The organism is Microbulbifer sp. ABH2_005 (assembly GCF_056160005.1).
In genome coordinates this window covers 1,638,558-1,664,683 of the sequence record NZ_JBSWWI010000001.1, presented here as the reverse complement: position 1 = coordinate 1,664,683, position 26,126 = coordinate 1,638,558, and the positions used below count along the sequence as shown (strand labels likewise).

22 protein-coding genes and 1 pseudogene are annotated in these 26,126 nt (G+C 45.7%); 14 read left to right on the top strand and 9 right to left on the bottom strand.

The window, feature by feature from the left end:
• The first annotated feature begins 11 nt into the window (after window positions 1-11).
• From ACXAFI_RS07290 to ACXAFI_RS07280, 3 genes are all read left to right on the top strand, one after another.
• Window positions 12-887, top strand: a complete 876-nt coding sequence (locus ACXAFI_RS07290; protein WP_475108260.1) for a phosphotransferase — start codon at window positions 12-14, stop codon at window positions 885-887.
• A 115-nt stretch (window positions 888-1,002) separates the two neighbouring features.
• Window positions 1,003-1,464 (top strand): nuclear transport factor 2 family protein, encoded by a 462-nt coding sequence (locus ACXAFI_RS07285; RefSeq protein ID WP_475108259.1) that lies wholly within the window; start codon window positions 1,003-1,005, stop codon window positions 1,462-1,464.
• A 182-nt stretch (window positions 1,465-1,646) separates the two neighbouring features.
• Complete coding sequence (locus ACXAFI_RS07280) at window positions 1,647-2,090, top strand: YtoQ family protein (RefSeq protein ID WP_475108258.1); 444 nt, start codon at window positions 1,647-1,649, stop codon at window positions 2,088-2,090.
• 93 nt (window positions 2,091-2,183) lie between these two features.
• Here ACXAFI_RS07280 and ACXAFI_RS07275 read toward each other — a convergent pair whose 3' ends face one another.
• Together ACXAFI_RS07275 and ACXAFI_RS07270 are read right to left on the bottom strand one after the other, a co-directional pair.
• The gene (locus tag ACXAFI_RS07275; RefSeq protein WP_475108257.1) at window positions 2,184-4,895 is read right to left on the bottom strand and encodes a putative Ig domain-containing protein; all 2,712 of its coding nucleotides are present in this window, start codon (window positions 4,893-4,895) and stop codon (window positions 2,184-2,186) included.
• Between the two features lie 306 nt (window positions 4,896-5,201).
• Window positions 5,202-5,429, bottom strand: a complete 228-nt coding sequence (locus ACXAFI_RS07270; protein WP_475108256.1) for an Hsp20/alpha crystallin family protein — start codon at window positions 5,427-5,429, stop codon at window positions 5,202-5,204.
• A 402-nt stretch (window positions 5,430-5,831) separates the two neighbouring features.
• On the opposite strand from ACXAFI_RS07270, the gene ACXAFI_RS07265 reads away from it, so the two are divergent.
• Window positions 5,832-6,494, top strand: coding sequence for a class I SAM-dependent methyltransferase (locus tag ACXAFI_RS07265; RefSeq protein WP_475108255.1), 663 nt, complete (start codon window positions 5,832-5,834; stop codon window positions 6,492-6,494).
• A gap of 31 nt (window positions 6,495-6,525) precedes the next feature.
• Here the strand turns inward: ACXAFI_RS07265 and ACXAFI_RS07260 are convergent, their stop codons facing one another.
• Window positions 6,526-7,800: a phosphoinositide-specific phospholipase C-related protein gene (locus tag ACXAFI_RS07260; RefSeq protein ID WP_475108254.1), complete on the bottom strand. Its 1,275-nt coding sequence runs from the start codon at window positions 7,798-7,800 to the stop codon at window positions 6,526-6,528.
• A 998-nt stretch (window positions 7,801-8,798) separates the two neighbouring features.
• Between ACXAFI_RS07260 and ACXAFI_RS07255 the strand changes: the two genes are divergently transcribed.
• The 4 genes from ACXAFI_RS07255 to ACXAFI_RS07240 all read left to right on the top strand — a co-directional run bounded on the left by ACXAFI_RS07255 (window position 8,799) and on the right by ACXAFI_RS07240 (window position 12,759).
• Window positions 8,799-9,929, top strand: coding sequence for a hypothetical protein (locus ACXAFI_RS07255; protein WP_475108253.1), 1,131 nt, complete (start codon window positions 8,799-8,801; stop codon window positions 9,927-9,929).
• 2 nt (window positions 9,930-9,931) lie between these two features.
• Window positions 9,932-10,759 (top strand): hypothetical protein, encoded by an 828-nt coding sequence (locus tag ACXAFI_RS07250; RefSeq protein WP_475108252.1) that lies wholly within the window; start codon window positions 9,932-9,934, stop codon window positions 10,757-10,759.
• A 169-nt stretch (window positions 10,760-10,928) separates the two neighbouring features.
• Window positions 10,929-11,756: a hypothetical protein gene (locus ACXAFI_RS07245; RefSeq protein ID WP_475108251.1), complete on the top strand. Its 828-nt coding sequence runs from the start codon at window positions 10,929-10,931 to the stop codon at window positions 11,754-11,756.
• 175 nt (window positions 11,757-11,931) lie between these two features.
• A complete protein-coding gene (locus ACXAFI_RS07240; RefSeq protein ID WP_475108250.1) occupies window positions 11,932-12,759 on the top strand; it encodes a hypothetical protein in 828 nt (275 codons plus the stop codon).
• A gap of 236 nt (window positions 12,760-12,995) precedes the next feature.
• Here the strand turns inward: ACXAFI_RS07240 and ACXAFI_RS07235 are convergent, their stop codons facing one another.
• Entirely contained in the window at window positions 12,996-14,003 is a 1,008-nt protein-coding gene (locus ACXAFI_RS07235) for a zinc-dependent alcohol dehydrogenase family protein (RefSeq protein WP_475108249.1), read from the bottom strand.
• Between the two features lie 219 nt (window positions 14,004-14,222).
• Here ACXAFI_RS07235 and ACXAFI_RS07230 point away from each other — a divergent pair, with 219 nt between their 5' ends.
• The 3 genes from ACXAFI_RS07230 to ACXAFI_RS07220 all read left to right on the top strand — a co-directional run bounded on the left by ACXAFI_RS07230 (window position 14,223) and on the right by ACXAFI_RS07220 (window position 16,419).
• A complete protein-coding gene (locus ACXAFI_RS07230) occupies window positions 14,223-14,408 on the top strand; it encodes a hypothetical protein (RefSeq protein ID WP_475108248.1) in 186 nt (61 codons plus the stop codon).
• Window positions 14,409-14,900: 492 nt separating this feature from the next.
• Window positions 14,901-15,773: a M91 family zinc metallopeptidase gene (locus ACXAFI_RS07225; protein WP_475108247.1), complete on the top strand. Its 873-nt coding sequence runs from the start codon at window positions 14,901-14,903 to the stop codon at window positions 15,771-15,773.
• Window positions 15,774-16,044: 271 nt separating this feature from the next.
• Complete coding sequence (locus ACXAFI_RS07220; RefSeq protein WP_152453877.1) at window positions 16,045-16,419, top strand: SirB2 family protein; 375 nt, start codon at window positions 16,045-16,047, stop codon at window positions 16,417-16,419.
• 56 nt (window positions 16,420-16,475) lie between these two features.
• Here the strand turns inward: ACXAFI_RS07220 and ACXAFI_RS07215 are convergent, their stop codons facing one another.
• The 3 genes from ACXAFI_RS07215 to ACXAFI_RS07205 all read right to left on the bottom strand — a co-directional run bounded on the left by ACXAFI_RS07215 (window position 16,476) and on the right by ACXAFI_RS07205 (window position 19,332).
• On the bottom strand, window positions 16,476-17,948 hold the full coding sequence (locus tag ACXAFI_RS07215) for an alanine/glycine:cation symporter family protein (protein ID WP_475108246.1): 1,473 nt from the start codon (window positions 17,946-17,948) through the stop codon (window positions 16,476-16,478).
• A 323-nt stretch (window positions 17,949-18,271) separates the two neighbouring features.
• Complete coding sequence (locus tag ACXAFI_RS07210; protein WP_475108245.1) at window positions 18,272-19,126, bottom strand: beta-keto acid cleavage family enzyme; 855 nt, start codon at window positions 19,124-19,126, stop codon at window positions 18,272-18,274.
• 50 nt (window positions 19,127-19,176) lie between these two features.
• Window positions 19,177-19,332 (bottom strand): hypothetical protein, encoded by a 156-nt coding sequence (locus ACXAFI_RS07205; protein WP_475108244.1) that lies wholly within the window; start codon window positions 19,330-19,332, stop codon window positions 19,177-19,179.
• 87 nt (window positions 19,333-19,419) lie between these two features.
• Between ACXAFI_RS07205 and ACXAFI_RS07200 the strand changes: the two genes are divergently transcribed.
• Window positions 19,420-21,366, top strand: coding sequence for a S9 family peptidase (locus ACXAFI_RS07200; RefSeq protein ID WP_475108243.1), 1,947 nt, complete (start codon window positions 19,420-19,422; stop codon window positions 21,364-21,366).
• A gap of 38 nt (window positions 21,367-21,404) precedes the next feature.
• A complete protein-coding gene (gene greB, locus ACXAFI_RS07195) occupies window positions 21,405-21,905 on the top strand; it encodes a transcription elongation factor GreB (RefSeq protein ID WP_475108242.1) in 501 nt (166 codons plus the stop codon).
• 402 nt (window positions 21,906-22,307) lie between these two features.
• Here greB and ACXAFI_RS07190 read toward each other — a convergent pair whose 3' ends face one another.
• A complete protein-coding gene (locus ACXAFI_RS07190; protein ID WP_475108241.1) occupies window positions 22,308-23,219 on the bottom strand; it encodes a helix-turn-helix transcriptional regulator in 912 nt (303 codons plus the stop codon).
• A gap of 580 nt (window positions 23,220-23,799) precedes the next feature.
• On the opposite strand from ACXAFI_RS07190, the pseudogene ACXAFI_RS07185 reads away from it, so the two are divergent.
• Window positions 23,800-24,083: pseudogene (locus ACXAFI_RS07185) on the top strand (IS5-like element ISCARN85 family transposase); the annotation flags it as partial.
• Between the two features lie 318 nt (window positions 24,084-24,401).
• On the opposite strand, the gene ACXAFI_RS07180 reads toward ACXAFI_RS07185, so the two are convergent.
• A complete protein-coding gene (locus tag ACXAFI_RS07180; protein WP_475108240.1) occupies window positions 24,402-25,988 on the bottom strand; it encodes a bifunctional AfsR/SARP family transcriptional regulator/alpha/beta hydrolase in 1,587 nt (528 codons plus the stop codon).
• Window positions 25,989-26,126 lie beyond the last annotated feature (138 nt).

The following is a 26,126-nucleotide window of genomic DNA, read 5'->3' as shown; positions in this document are numbered from 1 at the left end:
CCCCAGTGCCTATGAGCAATACTCAGAATGATATTATTCCCTGCGACTGGCATCTCTGGAGCCAGTCCAGGCCAATTTTTATACGGGCTTTGGCAGGCGGGCAAACCAATAGAACCTATCTAGTCTCAACAGGGGAAAAGCTTCTGGTTGTACGCCATAACTCTCCTCTCAGCCAGGCGATGGACCTGAACCGGGCAGCTGAAGCCCAAGTCCTCAGCAGAGCCAGTCATGCCGGGCTCTGTGCGCCCCTTGTTTACAGTGATCCTCAATACCAATATTTGGTAACAGAATTTATTCAGGGCCAGCCCTGGCACAAAGAGACCGCCGGTGCCTTGGAACGACTTGCCAAACTGCTCCGTAATATTCACTCTCTCCCGGCAATAGACAGTCAACTCGATATTGAACTGAAGATTGACCACTATTGGTCATCAATTGATACTCAAGCCGATTTCTATCCACTTCTACAACAGTTGCACAGTGAATTATCAACCAGCTTTAATGCAACAAAGGCTCTTCATGATAACCCCTGCCTTTGCCACAACGACCTGACCAAAGAAAACCTAATTACAAGCAGTAGCGGGCAGCTTATCGCTATCGATTGGGAATATGCCTCCATGGGGGATCGGTTTTATGACCTTGCCGCACTAGTCGAAGAACACCATCTATCCACAGCACAGCAACAACAATTACTAGCTATTTATCTTCAACGAACACTAGACAGTAATGACTGGCAGCGGCTGCACCACTGGCGGTTAATTTACAAATACCTATGTGTACTTTGGTATGCTCTGCAATGGAGTGCCAAAAAAGAACTCTGTGATTCAAGCGCCATTATCACTCAGTGCCAAGCTTTGTTAACATTAGCTGCGTCCACTCCCGATCGCTAATTAAGAAATACCCTTTACAAACCAGCATTGACTGGTTATTGCTCTACAAAGATATAATCGTTGCAATCCTGCAAGGATTACCATCAACACCAACGAGTATAGGGAGATACCTGTTATGGCCAGAACGTTCTTTATCTTTTTACTACTATTTGCGACAGCCACTAGCCATGCCGAGAAGAGACCGGAAGCATTCAACACTATCGACAAGCTTTTCGCGGCTATGTCGAAGTTTGATCATCAGGCAATGAGAAGTACGGTTACCGATTCCTTCATTCTATTGGAACACGGCGAAATCTGGACCATAGAGGATCTGGTTAAAGTGGTTAAGCCCTCTGGCTATACCAGAACGAATTACTTCAGCATCATCAACTACGAACAACAGGGCGATCTACTCACTGTGAATTACTGGAACAAAGCTAACTTTACCCAGAAAAACAACAGCGAAGAGGTTATCTGGCTTGAGAGTGCAGTCCTGGCGAAGGTAGATGGGAACTGGTTACTCACCCAAATGCATTCCACCCGACTACCTGCGGGTAAAGCTCCCGAAAAGGTTACTTTTATCCAGCAAAAGCTCTAAGACAAAGCAAAAGCCAGTTCGAGTGGGCAGGCCTTATGGGCAGACATAAAGGCCTGCCCATTATCCATTGTAAGGATCACCGCCAGTACCACCCCAGCGCCTTTCCCTCCTCCCCATGGCATCATGTAAAATACGCAGCAACTATACGATGCAAAGCATTAATTACCCTAGGAGGCGGCTTTATGAAGCTAAGAGTGTACCTTTCCGGTGAAATTCATTCTGACTGGAGAACCCAAATCATCGAGGGTTGCAAGAAGCAGGGATTGGACATCACCTTCTCATCCGCAGTTACCGATCACGATGCTAGTGACGCTGCCGGTGATGGTCTTGGCCAGGAGTCCAACTCCTTCTGGCGGGATCATAAGTCGGCTAAAGTCAATGCCATTCGCATCAAACACTCGATTGAGAGCTGTGACCTGGCCATTATTCGCTTTGGTGAAAAGTACAAGCAATGGAACGCTGCATTTGATGCAGGCTACTGCGCGGCCCTGGGAAAACCATATATTACCCTGCATGATGAATCCCTGATACACGCCTTAAAAGAGGTCGATGGTTCAGCGCAGGCCTGGGCCCAGAACCCTGCACAGATAGTCGATATCCTGCAATACCTCACTACCCAAGCCTAGACTCCAGTATTGCCACCGCCAGCCAATGACGGCGGTGGCTCGTTTATTATCAGCAGCCTATCCTATTTGTACCGATATTTAATGGAAAAATCCTTAATGGAAAAGAATATACCCGGCTCTTTCCGCAGAGCCGTGCTTTCTCCCCGTTCCACTTTCATCCACTTTTAATGAAAGCGAACCCGTTGGGCTCCCAGGGTCTCCATTCAACACTAGCCAACCACCATCACGACCATCAACGCCCATAATTGAGGCAATGGCATGGCTCCCCACTGCCGTGGGATACAAAGACTCTCCGCTATTACGCATGCCTTCTATGAGGTCCGGCCCTACCGCTGCGGTGAACTGCACACCGGAAACCACATAGGTACCTGCTTCAACGACGATCATCCCAAGCTGCTCATTTAAACGGCTTCCGGAATTGATACTGATCCCCTTCCCCGCAACAAATGCCGTTTCAACCGGCAACCCCAGATCTTTTATGCCTGACTCACTGGCGCTCCAGAAATGAGAAAAATTGCTATCGTTATAGGTCATTACCTGCCCTATAACCACCGGCTCTACATAATCCTCTGCATTAAGCATTTGCCGATCCTCGGCTTCCCAGTTCCCCTTTTGCCCTGTAAGGCTGGAAGTCACTCGTTGCGCTTCCATTTTAACGCCATGCGCCTGTTCCGTATAAACCCCTTGCTCCACCACAATATAAGTTAGAGACACCGATACCGTACTACCGTTACCCATGACATCCTGAGCCATTACCTGAAACGTATTACCTTGTGCATTACGTATTCTTGGTACCGTCGCCACATGGGCAGAGGTATAAACTGGTGTTGCGACTACGACCATATTGTCATAGTGGTTTTCAAGCGTAACCGTTTGCCAGTTGCTGGTGACATTCGTTAAAACGCCATGCTCCATTTTTAAGCCGCACTGGGCTCCCTCAACCACCATCGAAAATACTTTGGAGTTATTCGTGGCAATGCCATCCGATATTTCAAAATGTATGCCGTTAGTGGTCCCCAAGTCCGAACAAGAGGGCGTACCAGAAATTTCTCCCGTTCTGCTATCGATTACCAACCATTCTGGCGCATTAACAATTGAAAAGACCATATTGACCGTATCCTGCTCGTCTCCGTCATGCCAGGAAGGAAAGAAGGAGAATGAATCACCCACCTGTACTGTATGATCTTTAATGGAGGCATCTATAAAAACTGGAGCTTGATTTGCAACTAAAGCATCTTCAACATCCACATACCAAATGCCCGAACCAACAAGCCCTCCTCTCTCTCCCCGATGAGAAGCCATTAATAAATCCCCATTGTTATCAGAAAATATATCAAGTATTCCATTTAAAAACTTGGTGCTTTGGGGTTGATGTGGGCCTGAGGAAATTAACTGATCCAATACCCAGGTACCACCTGTTTGATTTAAAAGAAATACCGAATTTTGTTCACTCCAGCTCCCCATAACTACACTCTGAAAATAGCTACCAGCCGCCGTCACAAAATCAATTCCGCTGGGAGGTATCTTTTCTGCATTATATTCGAGCATTAAAACAGGCCTCCCTTGTTGAGAGGGGTCTGGCTCTATCAGTCCCAACGACTGAGTCACAATCACATTCGGCTCCGCACTTTGTTCATCACGCCAGTCACCCACGGTACTATTCCGCTTAGGGCAACCATAATCGGTTCCCCTTATCAGCTGATAAAATTGATCCCTTGGGGTCCCATCCTCAGCAGTAGGGTTAGGACAGCGGAAATTGATTGAAGAAGCATCATTTACTGCATGCATTGTGGTATACAAGCTTCCTTGAGAATCTGCAGCCAATCCAAATGGATTGCGCAATCCCTGGGCGTAGCTACGTATCTTCCCGGTATCCTCGCTGGTAAACACCTGAATATCACGGTCATGTTCCTGACGCAGTGCCGATAGATATTCAGCATGACTACCAAAACTATCAGGGTCCAAATCACCTCCAATAACGAACCAAGCAATATTTGAACTTGCGGTATCTTCCAGCTTCAGTAGATTTTCAATAAATAAAACGGCTGCCGTATAAGCATGCTCATTGGTTTGCGTATCACCTCTTGACCCCAGAGAAATAAAGAGAGAGTTACCACTGACATGCAAGTGTTGGATTTGGTGGTGGGCGACACTTAAGGACTCGGCAATAACTTGGCGCACCTCATCGACTGCATTCCCCTCGGCCTGGGTTTCTCCCCAAATACGATCACCATCATCATCACTGAGCCGGATAATATTCTGAAAGAAGTCACTGCCACCACTATTATGTAAGACCACGGTAGGGGCTAGGTACATAAAGACCTTTCCAGGAAGGCCCGTTTGTGAATTGATCGCATTGGGGTCATAGTGAAAAGCCATACCAATCGCACCATGGCAACTATCTCCTGGAGACCGGCCTGGGTTGCCCTCATTACACTTCCCGTTAAGGGGATTTCGGGTGCTCTCAAACACAGATCCAGATACGGCAGTCAAGAAATCATCCTCGAACCCTCCTTCCACTTTGTCTGATACCTGGTAACGATAGGCAATAACCCCATGGGTTAATGTGGCGACGTAAACATACTCCGTATCTCCAGGCGCCATGGAAACTTGTGTATAGCTCGGCTGACTAAAAGACTCATCGGAAGTTGGGTGTTCAATCAAAGTAAAGGTCTGCTCACCAAATACAGACTGCTTATCTTCATTTATAACAAAATACCTTGCATACAGCGGAGGACCCAAAAAAGAAAAAGTAGCCACTAGGACAAGACAAATACATCCAACATAAGATCTAAGTAAAATCATCTTTTCCTCAACAATTCATAAAATTTGAAAATTACAGTTAAACGCACTAGCAACCTAACAGCCAGGTACTGAGCATTAACAAGCAATACAGATAAAAACCAGCACCTAGATATGGAAGTAAAGAAGTGGGACTTAAATCTTATAGGTGAAGAAATAAGAAATCGGTACTGGGTCACCATAAATAGGAACTAAAGCTAGCGTAATTCAACAGCCATCCGCCGGACTACATGCGAGCAATTACTGAATTGTAATTTTTAGATTTAGAAACCTTACGCTTAGCGGTACTTACCGTTCAAACACCATCTTTTAAACTTTGGCAGAAATATTCACTGGGTCGGCGACCCCTAGAAGATGGAAGCGTCTACAATGCATTCCTCTGGTACACGCTATGCCAATAGGCTTATCTTTCTTGATCTCATGATTCCATTTATGCTCACCCCGGATCAGAAGATTATCGCTATCTAGAGTAATATCACTTGGATCGAATCCAGGCACAGTTGCCTTTACAAGTAGGCGAGCATATTCTTCAACCACATCAATCGATGGCGCTCGCTCACGGGGAGCTACCCCCTCTTCTTCAAAAAAGGGCGGCTAGCATGCTGGTCTCGTCATATATTACTATCTCGAGTTGGAGTTAACTAATCTATCAAGGGTTGGTACAGACGCAAGCTAGTATAGCCATGAGGATGTAAACCGAACAAAAATGGCGCTGAATTCAGGCTATAGATACTGACATTAAAGAACAAAAAGACATAACTTTGACGAGTAAACTCAAAGAACCCAACTCAGGAAAAGTTGAGATAACTTTAACGCCACTCTGACCCTACCTGATAGAAACGTTAAGGTTTAAAGATAAAAATTTGGCCAGAGTGAACACTAACCCAATTAATGATGAGCCCATCATAAATTATCTGATTAAATATCTTGGAGGGCATCGTGACAATCAGCAAAGAGGTCTGGCAAGGCCAAGCCGTATATTCCAAGACACATTTATGGCTCTATGATTTTTGGGTGCTTTATTTGTCAAATCGTTATATCTGGCACTGTCCAACCCCAATAATTCTTGAGCAATTCGATCAATACGCCAGTGCAAACCATTTGGATGTGGGTGTTGGTACCGGCTACTTTATGGATAATTGTCGCTTCCCATCTTCTCAGGTTAGGCTGGGACTTATGGATTTGAACCCGAACTGTTTAGAGGTTTCCGCCAAACGAGTGGCAAGATATAAGCCTATAAAGTTTCGCACAAATGTTCTCGATGAAATGCCTAGCAATGTAGAGCCTTTTGACTCCATTTCTCTCAACTACTTGTTCCATTGCTTACCGGGCAGACTTTCAGAAAAGCTTATAGCAATCGACCACCTTAATACACTACTTTCAGATCACGGCATCGTCTTCGGCTCTACACTATTACATGAGGGGGTACACAAAAGTGCTATCGCCAAAAAATTGATGGCCTTTTACAATAAGAAGGGAATATTCTCTAACACCCAAGACTGCAAGGAAGATTTAGAAGAATTTTTACAAAGTAGGTTTTCTGAACACTCTATTAGAATTCAGGGCTGTGTTGCACTTTTTATGGCAAAGAACAAAAAGTAACCACAACCCCAATTATTGAAAATAAACAATCTTATTGTTTTTTAGAGCCTCGCTGCCATACACCTTCCTTGTTTTGGTCATGGTAAGCCAACCAAACCACAGAAACTCCGGCTGCTCTCTTGGCTTTCATAAGGCGTGCATTGTCATAACCATTGTAGGGAACATCAAAAACAGATCCTGGATACTCATAAGTACAGGCTGCCTCTCCTTGGGACCAGTCCGCCTCAGTGAAAGTAACTTTCCAATCGTTTCCATCACGACACGCAAAATGATAACTATTTAGGCAAGGGACATCATTAAAACGGCCATTAGCCTTAGAAACAGCACAATTCTCATTGCCACGCCAGTTATTAGGCTCTGTGCTTTCCCAAGACCAGAGCAAGTCGTCAGGCTCAAGGTGCCCCGCACTACCATCTCCATTGAACCAGAACATCTCAAAAATGTTAAGGCCACAGGAGAGGTAGCCACTCACATTGGATTCGGTAATTTCTTTGTCTTGCGGCCCTTTACCACCGCTGCCAATACCATAGAGGGTGCTTGGATCATGCAGCCGAGTCATTTGCTTCCTAGTACCAGATGTTATTAGCTCGCAGGCATTGGAATCAGAAGGCTTGCTAAATTTATCCTTATAGAAATTCCTATATTGCAGGCCCAAATGAACCACAGACCTAAACCTTCCAGACTGCGGGCATACGGAGTCCGTATTAATAACAATTACATTCTTTCCGGCATCCAACACATCCTGCTTGCTTATAGAATCCACCGGCAATCCCACACAGCTATTCGAGCCCCCACCTGAGCGATTAGCTTCATAAAGATAGCTGCCCAACTCACCACGTAACTGGTCTGCTATCTGGCCATAATGATCGGAGTTAATTTCAAGCTTTAGCATTATCACTGACTGAAGATTCCCCTCCTCCAACCACCGAACAATGCTTTCCAACCCCCTGCGAAATTTCTTTTCACCACCAGCACAGATACCATGACATAACCGTAATTGATTTTCTCCAAGGAATGTTCCGTAATCACCGACATCTAAGGTAAGCTCTCGCACACCGGAGTTTAGCTGATCATAGATCGATATATCCTGATTGGGATCAGCCCAATAGGCACTATCCCACTCACGCGCATTATAGGAGTTATGGGTACCCACCCATTGGGAATGATTGAAAGGGACATCTTTATCCAGCTGTTCTTGCAGGGATAATTGCATCACACCCTGAGTGGTAGTCGATTTAACAACTGAAGCCAGAAGCAGGCCTGTTATGAAAATTACTAACCGCCCCAAAGATGACACTTGGGCCATTTGGTTTTTTCTTATCATGATATACCTGTGTCACTATCGTGACATCATTGTTAATATTTATTTTTATTTTGCCCTATAAAAGACCGCGAACCCCAAGTCAGAGCTCTTAGATATTAACCAAACTGATAATCAATTCATAGAGCGGAATCAAACCTGACTAGCCGGCCAGACGCACTAGAAATAAAAACTAACAAACTATTAAAAAAAACAAAAATAATTCTCATCGGGTTTTCTTAATTAGACTATATGAGCGACATATAAATGATAACAGTGGCAATTCCTGCAGGCCACACAACTGATCTGCACATAAATCCAAATTTAAATCGCACCGGCAAGCGGATTAAGACTACCCCGCGTTTTACGGGCCAAACTAATTTATTAGTTTATTAGAATCTCAAATTGACAAGCCAAATAAGAAACAGAACCTACACTTTAACGGAAAAATAAATTCAAACGCCGCACCTGAAAACCAGCCAAAAAAATCAGGCCAGCAACTTCACCGATGAGCACCATCTTGTTAGACGCTCTCATATTTTCAATAAAACCGGTTACATGAAAGGAATAGAACTTGGATTAAGTGGCAAGTTATTGTTTACAGTAGATTCTTCACACAAAAAATAAAAGCAACTATTTTCGAAACAAAAAAAGTACGCACCACAACATAACAAAACAAATCACCAAGAAGTCGGGAGGTTAATACTTTAAATAATAAGTACAATCCAATAAAGCCATAGATATCCACATAACAAATAACTATATCAAGGTTATTCTCATCAATAAAAATTACAGCCAATTACACCTAAATAAGGCATTGAAATTACCATCCACAATTCAAAATATTACATGCGTACCAGATTTTCCCTGTGTGATGCAGATCACACAAAAACACTCATGGGCGACAGTGGAGGCTGGCGGATATCCGATCATTCTATGATAAGATCGCGCAATGGATTTAGAGCCTAAGCGCAAAGATGAACAATCATCAGGGATGAGAATATATGGCCAACCCTCACAATACGGACTACACACGCTTTATCTTTTTCCACGAAACCACTAAGGGCCAAAAAGGAAGGCCTGTTTTTATCGATCCCAATTTACTTTCTCGGTTTATTGATTTGATTGATATCACCTCAGAGACAGGCAGAAAAACTGCAAGACAAATAAATCAGCTCAGTAGTACCGCTGCAGGGATTACCTCCGACAGCAACCAAAGTAACGGCTTTCAACATCGCGATAATATAGGGGCTGTACAGGTTACATATATAGTGTTTCAAGAAGGGAATAGTGACAATAGAGGCCCCGGTGTTTATATCACTGAGCTCAAGCGGGCCAATGGAGGTTATGGCGGAGAATCTCTACCGGCAGGATTTTATCTCTCAAAGTTAGGCAGTGAAGGATGGGGAGCAGAACCGATCAAAGAAGATGTTATTCCTACAGTAATAGGAGCAATTGGCGCTTTCTTTGATGGTACTAAATATGATGCCTTGTCTACTGCAAAAGAATATGGTGACTACTTAAAGACCGCAGGAAATGCAAACCAGAATCAGCTCAGCAATAGTTTTTCTCTCTACTATGCTCCTAGCTATCTAGTCGATGACCTCGGAGTATGGAAAACTGGAGTTCAGAAGCTCTCCGGACCAGACGCCGGACCTCGAGAGCTCGCCCGCTTACTATATAAATCGCTACCCTGGGATGAGAGAGATCAAACCTTAAAACATCACTGGTATGTTTTCGGAGAGGGTGCCAAGATGCTTCACCGCACCTTGAAGGAGTTTAGCCAGATAGCCGGAGGAAAAAAGCTGCAACAGCACTGTTTCTATTTTGTCAACCCCAGAGAGAATCTTGGGCTTTTGATGAGGGAAATTGAAGCTGTAGGTGCACAGACGAAAAAGACTAGTTACAGGCATAGCCTGGAGGATATAGCCAGTAAAGCGCACCAAATAAAGGATGGTGATGAAGCACTGAGTGGTCTAACTAAAATGCAGATTTCCTGGGGGCAATTCTACAAGAAAATAGAAGCTGGCAACAATTACTACCAAAATAGACATATGGGAAGTGGTGATAATAACCGTACTTTTTCAAGGGCTGTCTCAGAGATCACAGAAAACCTAAAAGATGGGTGGGGTTGAGTATGGCTCAAGTGGATTCGCTGGATTTAAGTCGTCCTATTATCGAGCAGCTTGATAATATTTACTGGTTACCCTTTGATACGCAACCTGTACATCAGTACGACTTAGGCGACTGGCACCTATCATTTACCGGAAGGTTAGTAAATCACATTTATGGAGGCAACCATTATGCCCCATATACTACGCCCATCGACGATGAAGACAGCTATCCGAGATTCTATGGTGGGCAGCCCCTCTGGAACAATAAAAGTTCCTTTATATGGTTTAAGTTACACCCAGTTAATGCCGGCTGCAGTGTTGATGTTGGATCGGATGATGCTTGGATTGTTGGCACCGCTAGCTTCGAGATCCGAGTGATCCAGATACGAGAACCATCTAAATCTGATGTATTCGACCTCTCTGATCACAGCCAGTTAAAGCAATTTATTTTTAATAAACACAAAGATAATCTAAATCATTTCATTGATTCTGGGTTTAATTACGCTTTTAGCGCCTGGAGCCTCGAGGAAATCAAAGAGTACAAAATCAAGGGTAGAAAGTGGTATGAAATCATTGATGGAAATCGAGGTCTAAATTGGTGTTTTAACCTTTATACCCACTTGTCAGACAGGCATCTTCTGTATATATCATACACCCCCAGCCAGTTCTGGCCACCTTTTCATATCCCCAGCGAAAAAGCCTTGCGCGTTAGTAAATCTCCTTTATGGGACTTTATGGATAATCTGGAACTTTCCCAAATGGAGGAAGGTAGCCAGGTTGTTACCGGTACCATTGAGCGAGAGTCGGCAAACTCTTGGACAGAGGACACAGAGGGCTTTGAAGCTTGGTGAAATATTTTAATAAACCACTCACACATTAAGTCACGTAAGCTCTACAAATAAATTCACGCTTTAGTGTTAATTAACAAAGTCAATATTTCAGTAAAAATGGCAAATGCAATACTACTTCTGTGACATTTATGAATACCACCAATACAATAAAAAGTGACTGGAGTTGAGCATGGTTCAGGTTGATGCTCTGGATTTAAGCCGCCCTATTATTGAACAACTTGATGATATTTACTGGCTGCCATTTAATGCATTACCTGTACACCACTACAACTTAGGTGACTGGCATTTGTCATTTACAGGGAGACCGGAACTGCAAACCTACGTCGACTGTAATTATGCGCCGTATAGTACACCAATTGACAATGAAGAAAGCTACCCAAGATTTTCTGGGGGACAACCCCTATGGGGCAGTAAAAGTCCTTACATTTGGCTTACGCTCCAGCCTATTAGGAACGGTTGTAGTGTTGAGGTCGGGCCTGATGATGCCTGGGTTGTTGGGACCGCTAGCTTTGAGATCCGAGTGATCCAGGTACGGAGCCCATCCAGATCCGGAGTCTTCGACCTCTCAGATCACAACCAGTTAAAGCAATTTATATTTGCAAAACATAAGGATTCTCTAGATCGCTTGCTAAAATCGGGGCACGAGGATCGCTTTAGTGCCTGGAATTTAGACGAAATTGTTAACTACAAGGTCAAAGGAAGGAACTGGTATGAAATAATTGATGGTAACCGAGGCGTAAATTGGTGCTTCAACCTATATACCAACCTATCAGACAAGCATCTTTTATATATTAAATATATCCCTAGCCAGTTCTGGCCTCCATATCATATTCCCAGCGAAAAAGCCTTATGCATTAGCAAATCTCCTTTGTGGGACTTTATGGATAACCTGGAGCTTTCCAAAATGGAAGAAGGCAGCCAGGTTGTTACCGGTACTATAGAGCGGGAGACCACAAGCTCTTGGGGAGAGGACACAGAAGATCTGAGCAGCTGGTAAACCGTTTTAGTTAGCTGGTCGCGATTAATGATTCCTAATGATTGGGCTCAACAGATAAGTGCATTGTTTTAGTGCTGATTAATAAAATCTATTTCGTCCACGTAGACAGTAAGTGGACTTTTTTAGAGGCGCTTATGCATATTAGCAGCACACTAAAAAGTAGATGGGGTTAAGTATGGCCCAGGTGGACTCACTGGACTTAGGTCGCCCTATTATCGAGCAACTTAATGATATTTACTGGTTGCCCTTCGATGCGCTACCCATACATCATTACGACCTAGGCGAATGGCACCTATCATTTAATGGGAAGCTGGAGCAACAAACTTATGGGGAGCACCGTTATACCCCATATACTACACCTATCGACAAAGAGGATAGCTATCCAAGATTTTATGGTGGACAACCACTTTGGGACAATAAGAGCCCCTATATTTGGTTTGAATTTCATTCAATCAGTGTCGGCTGCAGTGTAGATGTTGGGCCAGACGATGCCTGGATTGTTGGCACTGCTTGCTTCGAGATCCGAGTGATCCAGATACGGGACCCGTCCAAATCTGAAGTTTTCGACCTCACTAATCACAACCAATTAATGCAATTTATATTCAACAAGCATAAAAATGACCTAGATCACTTACAAGAACTCGGAAGCGGGGATTTCTTTAGCGCCTGGAGTCCCGATGAAATCCAGGAGTATAAGTTCAAGGGAAGGAACTGGTACGAAATAATTGATGGAAACAGAGGCCTAAATTGGTGTTTTAATTTGTATACTAATTTGTCAGACAAACACCTTTTGCATATCGCATATACACCAGACCAGTTTTGGCCTCCATATCATATTCCCAGCGAAAAAGCCCTGCACATTAGCAAATCTCCTTTGTGGGACTTTATGGATAACCTGGAGCTTTCGAAAATGGAAGAAAATAGCCAGGTTGTTACCGGTACTATAGAGCGGGAGACTACTAGCTCCTGGGGAGAGGACATAGAAGATCTGAGCGGCTGGTAAACTATTTTAATTAGCGGGCTTTCTTAGCGCAGATTGCATATTTACACATTATTCATTTCGAAAACTATACTTTATAGATTCTTGATTTCTTCGGAGGAAGCTTAACCAGCTGGCTAGGAAGTAAAGTTTGGATAACCTAAAGCTTTGGGCTACCGTCGCAATTCCTGTTGTATGGTGCCCCCAAAGGGCACCAACAGGTAAGTGGGCGCTTTTACGACCGGCCAATTGTTCGTGATTTAAACGTTCAGCGACTCACCAATTAAAAGAACCTTGCCATTGCGCTCACCCGCCGCGGCGACTTTAACTGCTTCCTTCACATCACTAAGGGGGTAAGTTGCATGTACCGGTGCTGCCAATTTACCTTCAGCGACCAACTTGGTAATCGTTCCAAAAACTTCCTGCTGTCGCTCAGGGGAAGCATTTGCAAACCATTTGGCCAGCCAGAATCCACGTACGGTAATATCTTTAAAGATAATCACTCCTGGCGCGAGGAGACAGGGTTCACCACTCAGAGCGCCATAGTTTACCAGCGTGGCGCCTTCACTAAGGGCCTCGCCCAATCTAGCAGTAGCCATTCCCCCGACGGCATCTATGCCCAAGCGAATCTCAGCACCTCCGGTTGCAGCTTGAACCCTTTTAGCAAGGCTCTCCTCTTCCTGCTCACCATCCACCAGTACCACATCGGCACCGGCTTCTAGCATAGGCTCGATCAGTGAAGATCTGCGCACAACATTGACTACCTTAAGGCCGCGAGTTTTTGCTAAGCTGGTCAGATAGGTTCCCACCGCGGAGTTTGCTGCGTTTTGAATCACCCAATCCCCTTCTTTCAGGTCGACAAACTCACTGAGCAAGAGGTAAGCCGTGGGGGGGTTAATAGTGATCATAGAGAGCTGTATGGGATCTACCTCATTTGGCAGAGGGATAAGCCCTTTGGCATCCGCCACCATATGGCTAGCCCAGGTGCCACTGCCAACGGGTAACAAGACAGTTTGACCTATTTCCGGCCCCGACACATTTGGACCATGCTTGACGACCTTGGCAACTCCCTCATTCCCACCGACGGCAGGCAAAGGCGGCAACATGCCGTATTCACCTGTCAGCGTGAGTACATCAGAGGGGTTAATGGGTGTGGCCAGCATTTCCAACAATACCTGCCCCTCTTTCAGCTCCGGCTCGCTAAATGAAACCGCTTCAATCACATCTTGGGGCACTGGGCCGCGCTCATGATATTCTGCCTTTAGCATGTCACCTTATCCTTTAATAAGCCTTGTATTCACTTGACCGTAAACAATCTCGTTTCACGGCCAGTCGAAGCGGTTAAGTCTACTTAACATGGGAGAGAGTTCAAGAATATCAATCGGCCACAGATAACCTGTGGCAAAGGATCAAAGTTATCTGCAAGTTTCACTTCAATCTAGACAAAGGCTATTTTTATTCATAGACATTTTGTTTTTGTTAGTTACATGACGCCATTAATTCAGGATCATTTTGTAAGAGCAGGTGATGCCACAAGAGCATTTTATAAACCTGGAGCAATTACGGAAGGCAAGCTGATTAACATCACAGACTTAGCTTCAATTAAAAATTACAACCTAGAAAGCACACTCAACGAAAACCGAGGCAATACCACGATGCAGCACTTTGCATAGGAACAAAATCTTTAGCCAAATTTTATTGAACAAAGGACCCGCACCAGCCAGGTTAAGTATTACGCCTACAGTATCGCCCCCCTAAACCGTCCACCCTGCCCACAAAAACATCAACCAACAGTAAGAAAAACCAGTACTAAGCAAATATTTTTTGAATAAAAGTAAAATTTTACAAAAGTATGGCAACTTGTACCAAATGTTATTAAGGTTTGAAAAAGTGCCAAATAAGTCTTGCTCTTGGTCAACTATCAATGGATGTACTGGCTAAGCTGTATTTTCTGCTCCAGAAGCAGAATCGTTATTCCGCTCAGAGTGGTGGGATACCTGGGCATATAGAGCTCTCAATCCCCTTCCCGCCTTCGGCCCTCTGCTCTGAAACGAACACTCTCTCAATCCCTCAGAAAATTCACAATGGGAATTTTTATTCCCAATTCTTCCACACCAAAAAAACTCTGATTTCAAGATCTGCCATGAAGCATAAGGAGAATAAAAATGGGACTCTGTATTGATTCAAATAACATCGTCTTTATTACCCAGGTGAGAACGGCGCTTAACACCCTGTTAGGCGGAGTTGGCACTGCTCTTGCCTACACATCCGAGAAATATCGTACCGGTGGTCGCAATGTGTTACGGGTGAGTGAAGGCGCGGGCATTCTGACCGCTGCTGGTCTCAGGGCCAACAGCACAACACTGGTAAGACGCCTGATTGCCAGCCGCCACGATACACGAATTACCGAACATCATGCGCTGGGATTCAGGCCCGATAAATGGCTGAAAGACCAGATCTGGAGTGGATTCAAGAGTTATATTCCCTTGATAAGTGCCGACCAGGGTTTTATGGCGAAAGTGATGAGCACCGGCGCCAGTGGCGTAGTTATGTGGAATAACAATGTTTTTCAAACAGCCAATCTTACCAATAACGGAACTGTAGTTATGGGCAACTGCCCAAGCTATATTACGCTGGCCCATGAGCTGGTACATGCCGACCGCTGTAATCGTGGCCTACATCTTTCAGGCGCTACCAATTCCACCTACCTTGCCGACCAAAGGCAAAATCCCATGAATAGTGTATTCCGTCAGCAAGGTAATGGACTGCTAATGGCCAGGGTTACCAATGGTGGCAACAACCTCATATATATCAATACAACAGTGTCCAATCTCAATAATATGATCACAACCAGAACCGCAGGTTGGATTTGGGTTGGAGGATCTATGGAGCCGAAAGAAGAGATAGCCACAGTAGGCCTGAGTGATGACCAGAATAATATCCCCAATGACCTTTTAGCCATCAATGAGAATATGATACGTGCCGAGCACAATGTTCCCCGTAGGATGAAGTATGGGCGCATCGGCAACTTGAACTAACCCTGCCGTTAACATCAAAAGAATGGAATCGGCTAGCCCGGCACAAGGATGTGCAAATTTTCAGCTTTCGCTTTTAAACTTCCGCTGAATCAGTAATCCCCACCAACAAAATCAGAGCGATGGGTTCGCCCTCTTAACTCACTATTGCATAGAATTGCGAAGGGCCGTTATCATCGACAACGACTTGAACTGCGCTCTTAGCAAACCCAGTGATCTTTTACACCGTTTATAAGAACTGCATTTATTTGAATTAAATCATTAGCCGTATAAGATGTTTACCTACACACTAATTAAGCATACCCATATCACCGCTGCAGTGCTTAGCATCTCCCTTTTTCTGTTGCGGATGGGAATGGAATTCTCTGGTAAGACGCATTGGCGAAAGACCTTCCTGCGATGGATGCCTCACGCCAATGATACTCTGCTGTTATCTGCTGCTATAGCTCTGGTTATTATTGGTAGCTGGAACCCGGCTGTTTTTCACTGGCTCGCAGTGAAGATCGGACTGGTTTTCGGTTATGTGATTGCCGGTTTCTTCGCACTTCGCCAGTCTGCGTCTCAGCGCACCCGTATGATTGCATCGGTTTTGGCAATAGTACAAGTTGGTTTTATCCTCTATCTAGCAATTCAAAAGCCTGCTCTCTAATATTAACTTTTTTTATTTAACCTGCCCGTGAGGCCAGTACTCTGCGGGCAGTGTACTTAATCTCGATCCCACACTTCGTGGTCTATCCCCTTAATGTCGCATTTCCGGGCATCAAATATCGGCTCCTTCACCCCCCTGTTAAGTTGTGCCTCATAATCCCCCAATACTTTGAAGGCGACACCGGAAAGTAGGGTAATAGCCAATATATTGGTCGAAGCCATAAATCCCATAGCAACATCTGCCATCCGCCAAAGCAGGGTGAAATTCTCGGTGCTTCCACTGTAGGAAACCCAGGCTCCAAACAAGATAAACAGTAAAAAAATTATCCGGTAACAAAAGATAGAAACGGGGGTGTGGTAAAGATAAAAAATATTGGTCTCGCCGTAATAGTAGTTACCAATAATCGAGGTAAAGGCAAAGAACAGCAGTGCAAAGGCCACAAAACCAGTTCCCCAGGAACCCACCTCGCTCGCGAGGGAATCCTGAGCCAGCTTAACCCCCTCCACATTACCCACCATATAGACATCAGCAACTAAAATAATCGCCGCGGTACAGGTGCAGATAACAATGGTATCCAAAAAAACTGAGGCCATTTGCACATAGCCCTGTACCAATGGGTGCTTAACATCTGCTGCCGCGCCAACATTCGGTGAAGACCCAAGCCCAGCTTCATTGGCAAAGAGACCACGTTTAATCCCATTAGAAACCACTGCCCCCAGGGCCCCCGCTCCGGCTTGCTCTAGGCCGAAAGCATTTTTCAGGATCGTACCTAGAATCTTGGGCAAATCTCCCAGATTCATCAGTAAAACCACCATTGCCACAGTTAAGTAAGCGATGGCCATAAAAGGCACTACCACCCCAGCAAAGCGAGCGATAGAACGGATGCCTCCAAAAACAATAATGGCCGCGGTTACGGCCACTACAACCCCCACCAACATGGGGTTGATTTCCCAGGCGTCATTAAGGGCCGTAGCCATGGTATTCGATTGGATAGAGTTGAAAATAAAGCCGTAGCACAACAGCAAAAAGATGGAAAAACTCACCGAGAGCCATTTCCAGTTAGGGCCTAGGCCTTTATTGATGTAGTACGCCGGCCCTCCTCGAAAGGTTCCCGGCTGCTCCCCTTTCTCTTTGTAAACCTGTGCAAGGGTGTTTTCGACCATACTGGTGGCCATACCGAGCCAGGCCACCATCCACATCCAAAAAACCGATCCAGGCCCACCAGCAGTAATGGCCACAGCAACACCCGCCAAGCTGCCGGTGCCAATTCGAGCCGCGGCACTGGTGGCAAATGCCTGGAAGGCGGAAATTGAGCCCGGATGATCTTTGTGGATACCGCGCACCATTACCATGGTCATATGGCCAAAGTGACGGAACTGGATAAAACGGCTGCGGATAGAGAAGTAAAGGCCAATGGGCAGCAAAGCGATAATCAGGACACCGAGCCACCACTCCCCTGCAATTCCCCCCCACAAAAGCCGGTTGGCCCAATCAATCGCCCTGATTATTCGGTCCAACAACTCTTGCATCCACTGCTCCCTACTAGAGACTGTTTTTTTATTGATCAGCCAACGGCTGGAAACGGCTTTTCCCACTAAAGACTAGCAGTCACTGCCGTGCTAACTGGCGGATAACCATGCAGGCCAAGTACAGACATTGAGGAAAAGAAACGCCTTCTTTGCTGGCACCCAAGAAATCCAGGCAGGCTTAGAAGACTAAAGAAAAGAAAACAAGGCGCTCAAAACTCACTTTGAGCCCTAGAAAGCGGTGGAGAGCCGGAAGGAAAACGATTCCCAAGGGATAATTAGGCGACACCGATAGCGCCGCTCTAATTTGTGTACGGAATAATGCGCTAGCAGAAGATTTCCCGCGCCCGCTCTGGAGAAACCACCTTGCGGCCACACTCTTCGGCGACCACAGCCAAAGCCTCAATCAGCTGGCCATTGCCAGAGGCGCGCTCGCCACCAGGCAAATAGAAAGTATCTTCCACCCCAGTGCGTAAATGGCCTCCCAATTCCGCGGTTTTGCGATGCACCGGCCAGATATCCTCACGCCCAATCACTGTGCTCTGCCACAAGCTGTCCGCATGCATATATTTAGGCAGCAATGCCAACAACTCCGGATCGGCAGGCATACCAGAAGCCACCCCCATCACCAGGTTGTAGTTGGGCTTATCCACCATCCCTACATCGGCATACATACCTACGGAACGGACGATACCCACATCAAAGCACTCGAACTCAGGCCTGGTACCCGTTTCGCGGCAGACCGCCAGCAGCTCCTCTACTTTGTCCACCGGATTATCAAATACCATCGGCGGCCAGGCCCAGCTGCCGTTGGAGCGGGCTTTCAAGTAATTCAAACTGCCAGCGTTACAGGCGGCGATTTCCGGCTTACCGGCACGCAAGCACTCAAGCGGGCCGCGCTGGTCCCGGCCAATAGTGCCCGTGGAGAAATTTAAAAGTACGCCGGGGCACTTATCACGGATGGCATCGGCTATCTCCAACGCCACTTGCGGGTCCCAGCTGGGTAGGTGCCCCTTGCCCGGCTCCTGAGCCCGAAAGTGCACATGCATAACGGAAGCCCCGGCATCAAAGGCCTCGCGAGCCGAGTTTGCCATTTCTTCCGGCGTTACCGGAACCGGGTGTTGTTGCGGATTGGTGAGCACCCCGGTTAGGGCGCAGGTGATTACCACTTCATCAGACATCGCAGGCTCTCCTGAATTATCTTTATTTGGGCCGCTTTAGATTCGGCGCACTAAGCTTTGCCGAATTCCGCTGATTGCCATGCTCTCAGTATCTGCGCTTCAACCCTGCGCGAGATACCCAGAGCCGCATCCATACTTTGGGTTTGTTGTGGGGTGGTATCAAACCCCAACACCAAGCGCTTGCTTGGTTCCATAGAGACTAACATAGGCCTCTTCCTGTAAAAAGGCACCTTGTGTCGTCAAAACAGGCCCGGCAGAATGCGAAAAAATCTAATTAAGGAAACTGGCACCCGATGAGTAATAACCCCAAGACAATCTCCACCCCTTATGGCAGCTGGAAGTCCGCGATCAACGCCGAACTATTAGTAGAAGGCAGTGTGCGCCTTGCGGAAGCCAGCCTGGTGGATGGGCGTTACTACTGGCTAGAGTCGCGCCCCTCAGAAAAGGGGCGCAATGTTCTGGTGCAATATTGTCCGCAAAATGGACGGCGCGACCTCACGCCCGCCCCACTGAGTATTCGCTCTAAGGCGCACGAATACGGCGGTGGTAGCTACCTGGTTCACGGCGACACCCTGTATTTTGTGCTGGCGGAAGATCAGCGTATTTACCGTATGGAGATCGGCAGTAACTTGCCCGAAGCCATCACCCCAGAAAACGAATCCCGCTATGCAGACCTACACCTCGATATAAAAAGAAATCGCCTCATTGGTATTGAAGAAGACGACAGTGGTCACGCTCAGGGTACGGAGGCACGGGCACGGATTATCTCTATCGACTTGCAGGCGCCTCTGGCTACAGCGCCCAAGGTATTGGTTGAGGGAGCAGATTTCTACTCAAACCCCACCCTGAACAGCAACGGGGATCAATTGGCTTTCTTACGTTGGCATCACCCCAACCTCCCCTGGGACGGCACCGAGCTGTGCCAGGCCAGGTTGAATGAACAGGGAGAAATCACCGAGATTACGCAAGTGGCTGGCGGAGATAACGAATCCATCTTCCAGCCCCAGTGGTCGCCGCAGGGAGAGCTTTACTATGTCTCCGACCGCAACAACTGGTGGAATTTATATAAGCTGGGGCAAGATACGCCTCTGTGGAAAAAGGATGCTGAATTTGCCACTCCGCAGTGGGTGTTTGGCATGTCCACTTATGGTTTTATCAGTGCCGAGGAAATTCTCTGTACCTACACCGAGAATGGTCTTTGGTACCTAGCCATCCTGAATACCCGTACTGGCGAACACCAGCTGATCGATCAGCCCTACTGCGATATCGAGAGTCTGCGCTGTGAAAGTGGCAAAGCGATAATGATCGCCGCCGCAAGTGACAGCTTCCCTGCAATCGTCTCTTTTAACCAAGCAAGTGAGGCGCTTGAGGTTATCGCCAGCAGTAACCACCGTGAATTGCCCGCGGATCTTTTCTCCCGTGCCCAAACAATCAATTTCGGTGTCAATGGGCGGGAGGTACACGGCTTTTACTATCCACCGCAGAACCCAGACTTCAAGGCACCTGAGGGCGAAAAACCCCCGCTTATTGTTTTTAGCCACGGCGGTCCTACAGGAGCCACCTCTGCCGGTCTCAATTTGAAAGTACAGTATTGGACCAGCCGAGGCTTCGCCATTCTGGATGTGAACTATTCCGGCAGTACCGGTTATGGACGAGAATACCGCGATCGCCTTACCGATAAGTGGGGCATCTATGATGTGGAAGATGTCTGTGCCGGTGCCGAATACTTGGTAAATCAAGGTCTGGCAGATCCAGAGCGACTACTGATCAAAGGTGGTAGCGCGGGTGGTTATACCGTGTTGGCGGCACTGACTTTTCACAACACTTTCAAAGCCGGAGCCAGCCATTATGGAATCGGCGAATTGAGCAGCCTCGCCAAAGACACCCACAAGTTTGAATCCCGCTACTTGGACAAGCTGGTAGGCCCCTGGCCATCTGCTGAGGAGATCTATCAGCAACGCTCTCCTATTCATCATGTAGAGCAGCTGAACTGCCCTGTGATTTTTTTTCAGGGCATGGAAGACAAGGTGGTACCACCAAACCAGGCGGAAACCATGGTTAAAGCCCTTAAAGAGCGCAGTATCCCGGTTGCCTATATCACCTTTGCCAATGAAGGGCACGGCTTTCGCAGTGGAGACAGCATAAAAATGGCCCTGGAGGGAGAACTGGAATTTTACAGCCGTATTTTCGGCTTCCCCCTGGCAGAAACCGGCCCCGGTATTACCATTGAAAACCTGTAATCAATCATCCCAGATCTTGAGAGGAAGCCAGTAACACCATGGGAAGATGGAGACCGCCGCGCCCACGCGGCTCCCGCTATATCACTGCGGAGGGCGCGCGTCGTATGCGCGCCGAAGTAAAGTTCCTTTGGGAGGAAGAGCGCCCCAGAGTCACCCAGGCGGTCAGTGACGCCGCCAAGCTGGGCGATCGCTCGGAAAATGCCGACTATATCTACGGCAAGAAACGCCTGCGGGAAATAGACAGCCGTGTGCGGTTTTTGACCAAGCGCTTGGAAGAAATCACCGTAGTTAACCAGGCCCCCGATGACCGCGAAAAAGTCTTCTTCGGTGCCTGGGTCACGTTGGAAGATGAAGAGGGGGTAGTCGTAAGCTATAGAATCGTTGGGCCAGATGAGTTTGATGTAAAGGCCGGCCTGATTTCCATGGACTCTCCTGTGGCTCGTTCACTGTTAGGGCGCAGGCTTGATGATGAGGTGGATATTCGTTTGGGAGAAAAGTGGCAGACTTATTTTATTACTGAAATCCGTTACGAGGAGTGAGGGATAGTGGTAAAGCTACGTTGCCAATACAAGTGGTAGTGCTATCCGGCAAAAATCTCTAGAGACTTTGGTTATTTGGTTATTTGGTTATTTGGTTATTTATCACTTTACCGTGGCCTGATGTTGCATTAGAGCATCGCCTCCTCAATAGGTGTTTGAGGTAATTTGCCAAACTCCTTTATCCTTGGGAGGACGTGTTGTAGTGGCACTCTGCGAGCAATCAACAACTTGGAGGCTCACCTAACCAGTGTCACCAGATGACTCTGCGACCTTTAAACTGTAGCGTCTTCCCACCAATTAAGCCATCTGATCCAAGAATATATAGCAAGAGCTATTTCATAATTTAAATCGTATAATAACTACTGATTTTATTTACACTGCAATTCAGTGCGAAAAAAACATTTAAACCCATGAAACACACTCTTTCCTTACCAGAGAAGGTGAAATGCGATATTTTGACTTATATAATTGTGTAAAATACGACTGACTAGAAAAACCACTCTCCAACGCAATATCCACTAACCGTTTACTTGTAGTGCGCAGTTGAACATCCGCGTATCGGAGGCGCCTTTCGTTAATCCATGATTTTGGAGAGCCCCCCCTAAAAACCTGACTAAACATATTCTTAAATGAAGTCAAACTCATACCAATCTGCTTAGCGTAATCAGCCAAAGACCAATTTTTAGTAACATTGACTTCCATAAACTTCCTAAAAGCTTCCTGCTCTGGGTTTACCTGATTAAGCAATTCATTAGCCAGTATCTTCCCATGATCACTGTTCAATTTAAGCAGTAATAATTCCTCTAACTTCAGAGCATTTAATCCATCATTATCCAACTGACCAAACAATCTAAATGAATCTAATGTTAGCTTTGTCAACTTGCAACTTGGGAAAATAATAGGTACTTCACCCCTAGGTGGAACTGATTTCATCGTATTGGGTGCCTGCTTATTATGAAGCAAGGCATTATCGTATCTTTCGTAGAATCTAGATAGCATTGCTGCACGAATACCAACACATATTACAACTGCATCCTGATTTTTGTGGATATTACCTAACCGAAAACCTTCATCCGAGCTTGACAGCCAAACTTGCCCCATTTTCAATTCAAAATTCGATTGGTGATTCGTAATATTAGCAATGCCGGACACCATCATAACTAAATTAACAAAAGGTGAAGATGTAAGAGCAATAGATTTACCGCATGGAATTGAGAATATCTTAAACTCAAATAAATCTCCACAATGCTGACACTCGACAACCACTTCCCCATTGGTGATATCGTCTTGCCACTTGTAGGAGGGAATATTCATTTCTTTTATTACCCTTTATAGAATTACTATCTAATATTGAGAGACCGGAAGTTGTCCGCAATATCTTTAACATCATTTAATGCTTTTCTCACAACTTACAAAATCCATTAATTGGTAACTGGATCAACCGGCCAAAACTTTTTGCTTATTATTACTAACTTCTAAGATAGCTCCACCTACTGCACATAACGCCAAAAAGGAAAACGCCACCTAAAATTAAAGTCCAGTTTGTTGGTGCCTTAATAAATATTAACCAAAGGATGAGCGTTATATTTTTTTCTATAAACCACATAACAACAGAATATATTTTAAACAGAATCCCTTTATTACGGTTTAACTTGGAATACATATACTTAGGTTGAAACATAAGGCTATCCATTGCCTTACTATTGACACTCTGAACTTGATACCCTCTGTCAACTCAGAATAATGTAAGTAAAGCCTATTGCCGTTTGAACCATCGTTTGAACCACCGTTGTAATTGCCAGCTACCCTTACCCTTTCTTCATCACCTCGTCAGCTTAGTGGTACTCCCGAGGGGCTTGGCCTACTGAGAGCGCTAGAAAACTGCCATTGAGTTGGTACTAAGGTCATAATGGATAAAGCTTATGAAGGAAATAACATACGGCAGCTGGGGCTGAATCTAGGCATGATTCCGGTGGTTCCTCCTAAGGTTAACCGCTTGAGGCCGTGGGAGTATGATCAGGAGGTGTACAAGACGCAGAATGAGGTGGAGTGCTTATTTCGCCGACTAAAAGGATTCCGTAGAACTTCCATCGCTTTGTTAAATTGGATTTGACCTTTATATTCTTTCGTAGCTTTTCACATATTGCAGGCAGAATAATTAGTGCAGACAGGCCCTAGTTAAAGGCGTGCAAAATATAAAGACGTCAGAAAAATGTCTTGGTGAAGCTTCTGTATACCCAGAACACTGGATATTATATGTAGGCAGTATCATCATCTTCCAGATTATAAGATGTAATATACCGTTTATAGTTAGCTCTAATAATCCCCTTACACAAACCCCCTGACAATAACTCTTTCACACTGATCACACCTAATTTGAAACCTGGCCGTTGAAGACAGACCACATTTGGTTTCAATATAAGATTTTGGCCTCACTAGAGATCAAGAAGCCAGTAGCATTTCTAGCCCTCGAAGCTCCGATAAAATAGCCTTTTATCAAGTAGTCGAGATAAACTTACGCACTTCCTCAAGAAACTCTTTTGAAGCTGGTTCACGTCCCAATAACAAATGCCCATCACTATCTAGACCAACAAATCTAGCGTTTGGAATACTTGATGCGATATCGCATGCTGTTTTTACCGGAATTCGTTGATCTCCTAAAGAATGGATAACCAATGTAGGAACGGTGACTTTACTGAGTTGCTCACGAACATCTATGCTGCTAAACACAGAAAGAAAGCGAACTGCATTTTCAGGAGAAGTTGTTAGGCGTTGAAATTCATTGAACCAAGCCAACTCACTAGTGTTAGCCCTTGGCATAAATGTTGAGGAGAATATCTGTCGGTATGCGGGGTTATCTTGCCCCCAGCCGGCTTTAGTTAGAGTCATTACCGCTTCTCTCTCTTTTATCACAGACTCCGTAGCCCCAATCCGCCAGCCCGCTGCGTAGCCACCAAACAAAATAAGTTGCTTTACCTTTTCCGGGTGTCTAACTGCATATTCGATAGAGACGGCCGCTCCTTGAGAAATACCAAGTAGCGTAAAGTTATCAACGTCGCAGGCATCAATAACAGTTTCAAGATCTGTTACGAATGATTCAAAAGAGATATTGTCAACATCCCAGTCTGAAAGACCATTTCCACGTTCATCATAGCGTATAAACCGATGGTCAATAGATAGTTCCCGGAACAAAGGACTCCAAATTGGAGAGTCCCAATCATACTCCAAATGACTCAACCAATTAGCGGCCTTTACGATAGGTGGGCCATCACCAATGGTTGCGTACGCGATGCGGGCGCCATCCGAGGCAGTACAAAATTCAATTTTCTGTTCGCTAAGAAGTTTTCTTTCGAGAAGTTGTTCAACAGTGTGAACATTGTAGGTCTCTACCTCCACTGGCTTATACGGTGACCAGGCAATTCCAGCCTTTCTAAACCTTTCCACCAATTGTGGTCTAGTACTCGCCATTTCCCGTGTAAGCCCCAGCCTATCCATCTTTTCCAGTAGCTGAGTCGCCGCGAGAGGGTTGTAAGGCTCAAAACTTTCCCAGCAGCGCGCCCACCTCAATTGGTCAGGAGGTGAGATATCTGGGTGAGTAGACAGGCGGGATAGTATTTTGCCACGCAAAAGCCCTACCTCCTCCCGCTCAGCAAGCAGCCACTGCTGGAATAACTCTTGATCGGGCAAATCTATCCCTTCAAGAAACGGCTCCTGCAGGTCAGAATTGATAGTCTTGAGGTCATCTGCTGATAACTCAGATTCTTCGAGCCTAGACATAATTGACTTAATATCAATTTCAATGTCATCTGTCTTTAGGCTCACCCTCTCTCGATCCGCAATCAATCGTTCTGTCTCGGAGTGATTGACAATGGGGCGAATTTTACTTAATGACCACCTGAGGGATGCTCTAGGGTCATCAGGTAACTCCCAAAATATTTCACACAAACGATCACGACGATGCGGCCGGGCGGCCAAAACCAAGAACGCAAGAAGTGCACGTGTCCTTTTAGATCGGGGAAGACTAACTCGCTCTCCATCACGATAAACAGTCAGTTCTCCAAGCATTTGGATTGTAATACTCATAACCGAAATACTTACCCTTAAATACAGTAATGCTCTTAACCAAATGAATGAAGAAGATCTTGAGATAAATCAATCAGACTCGTTTACAACTCTAATTACACTAACCAAAAATGACTATCGCAGTTCATCGGGCAGGAA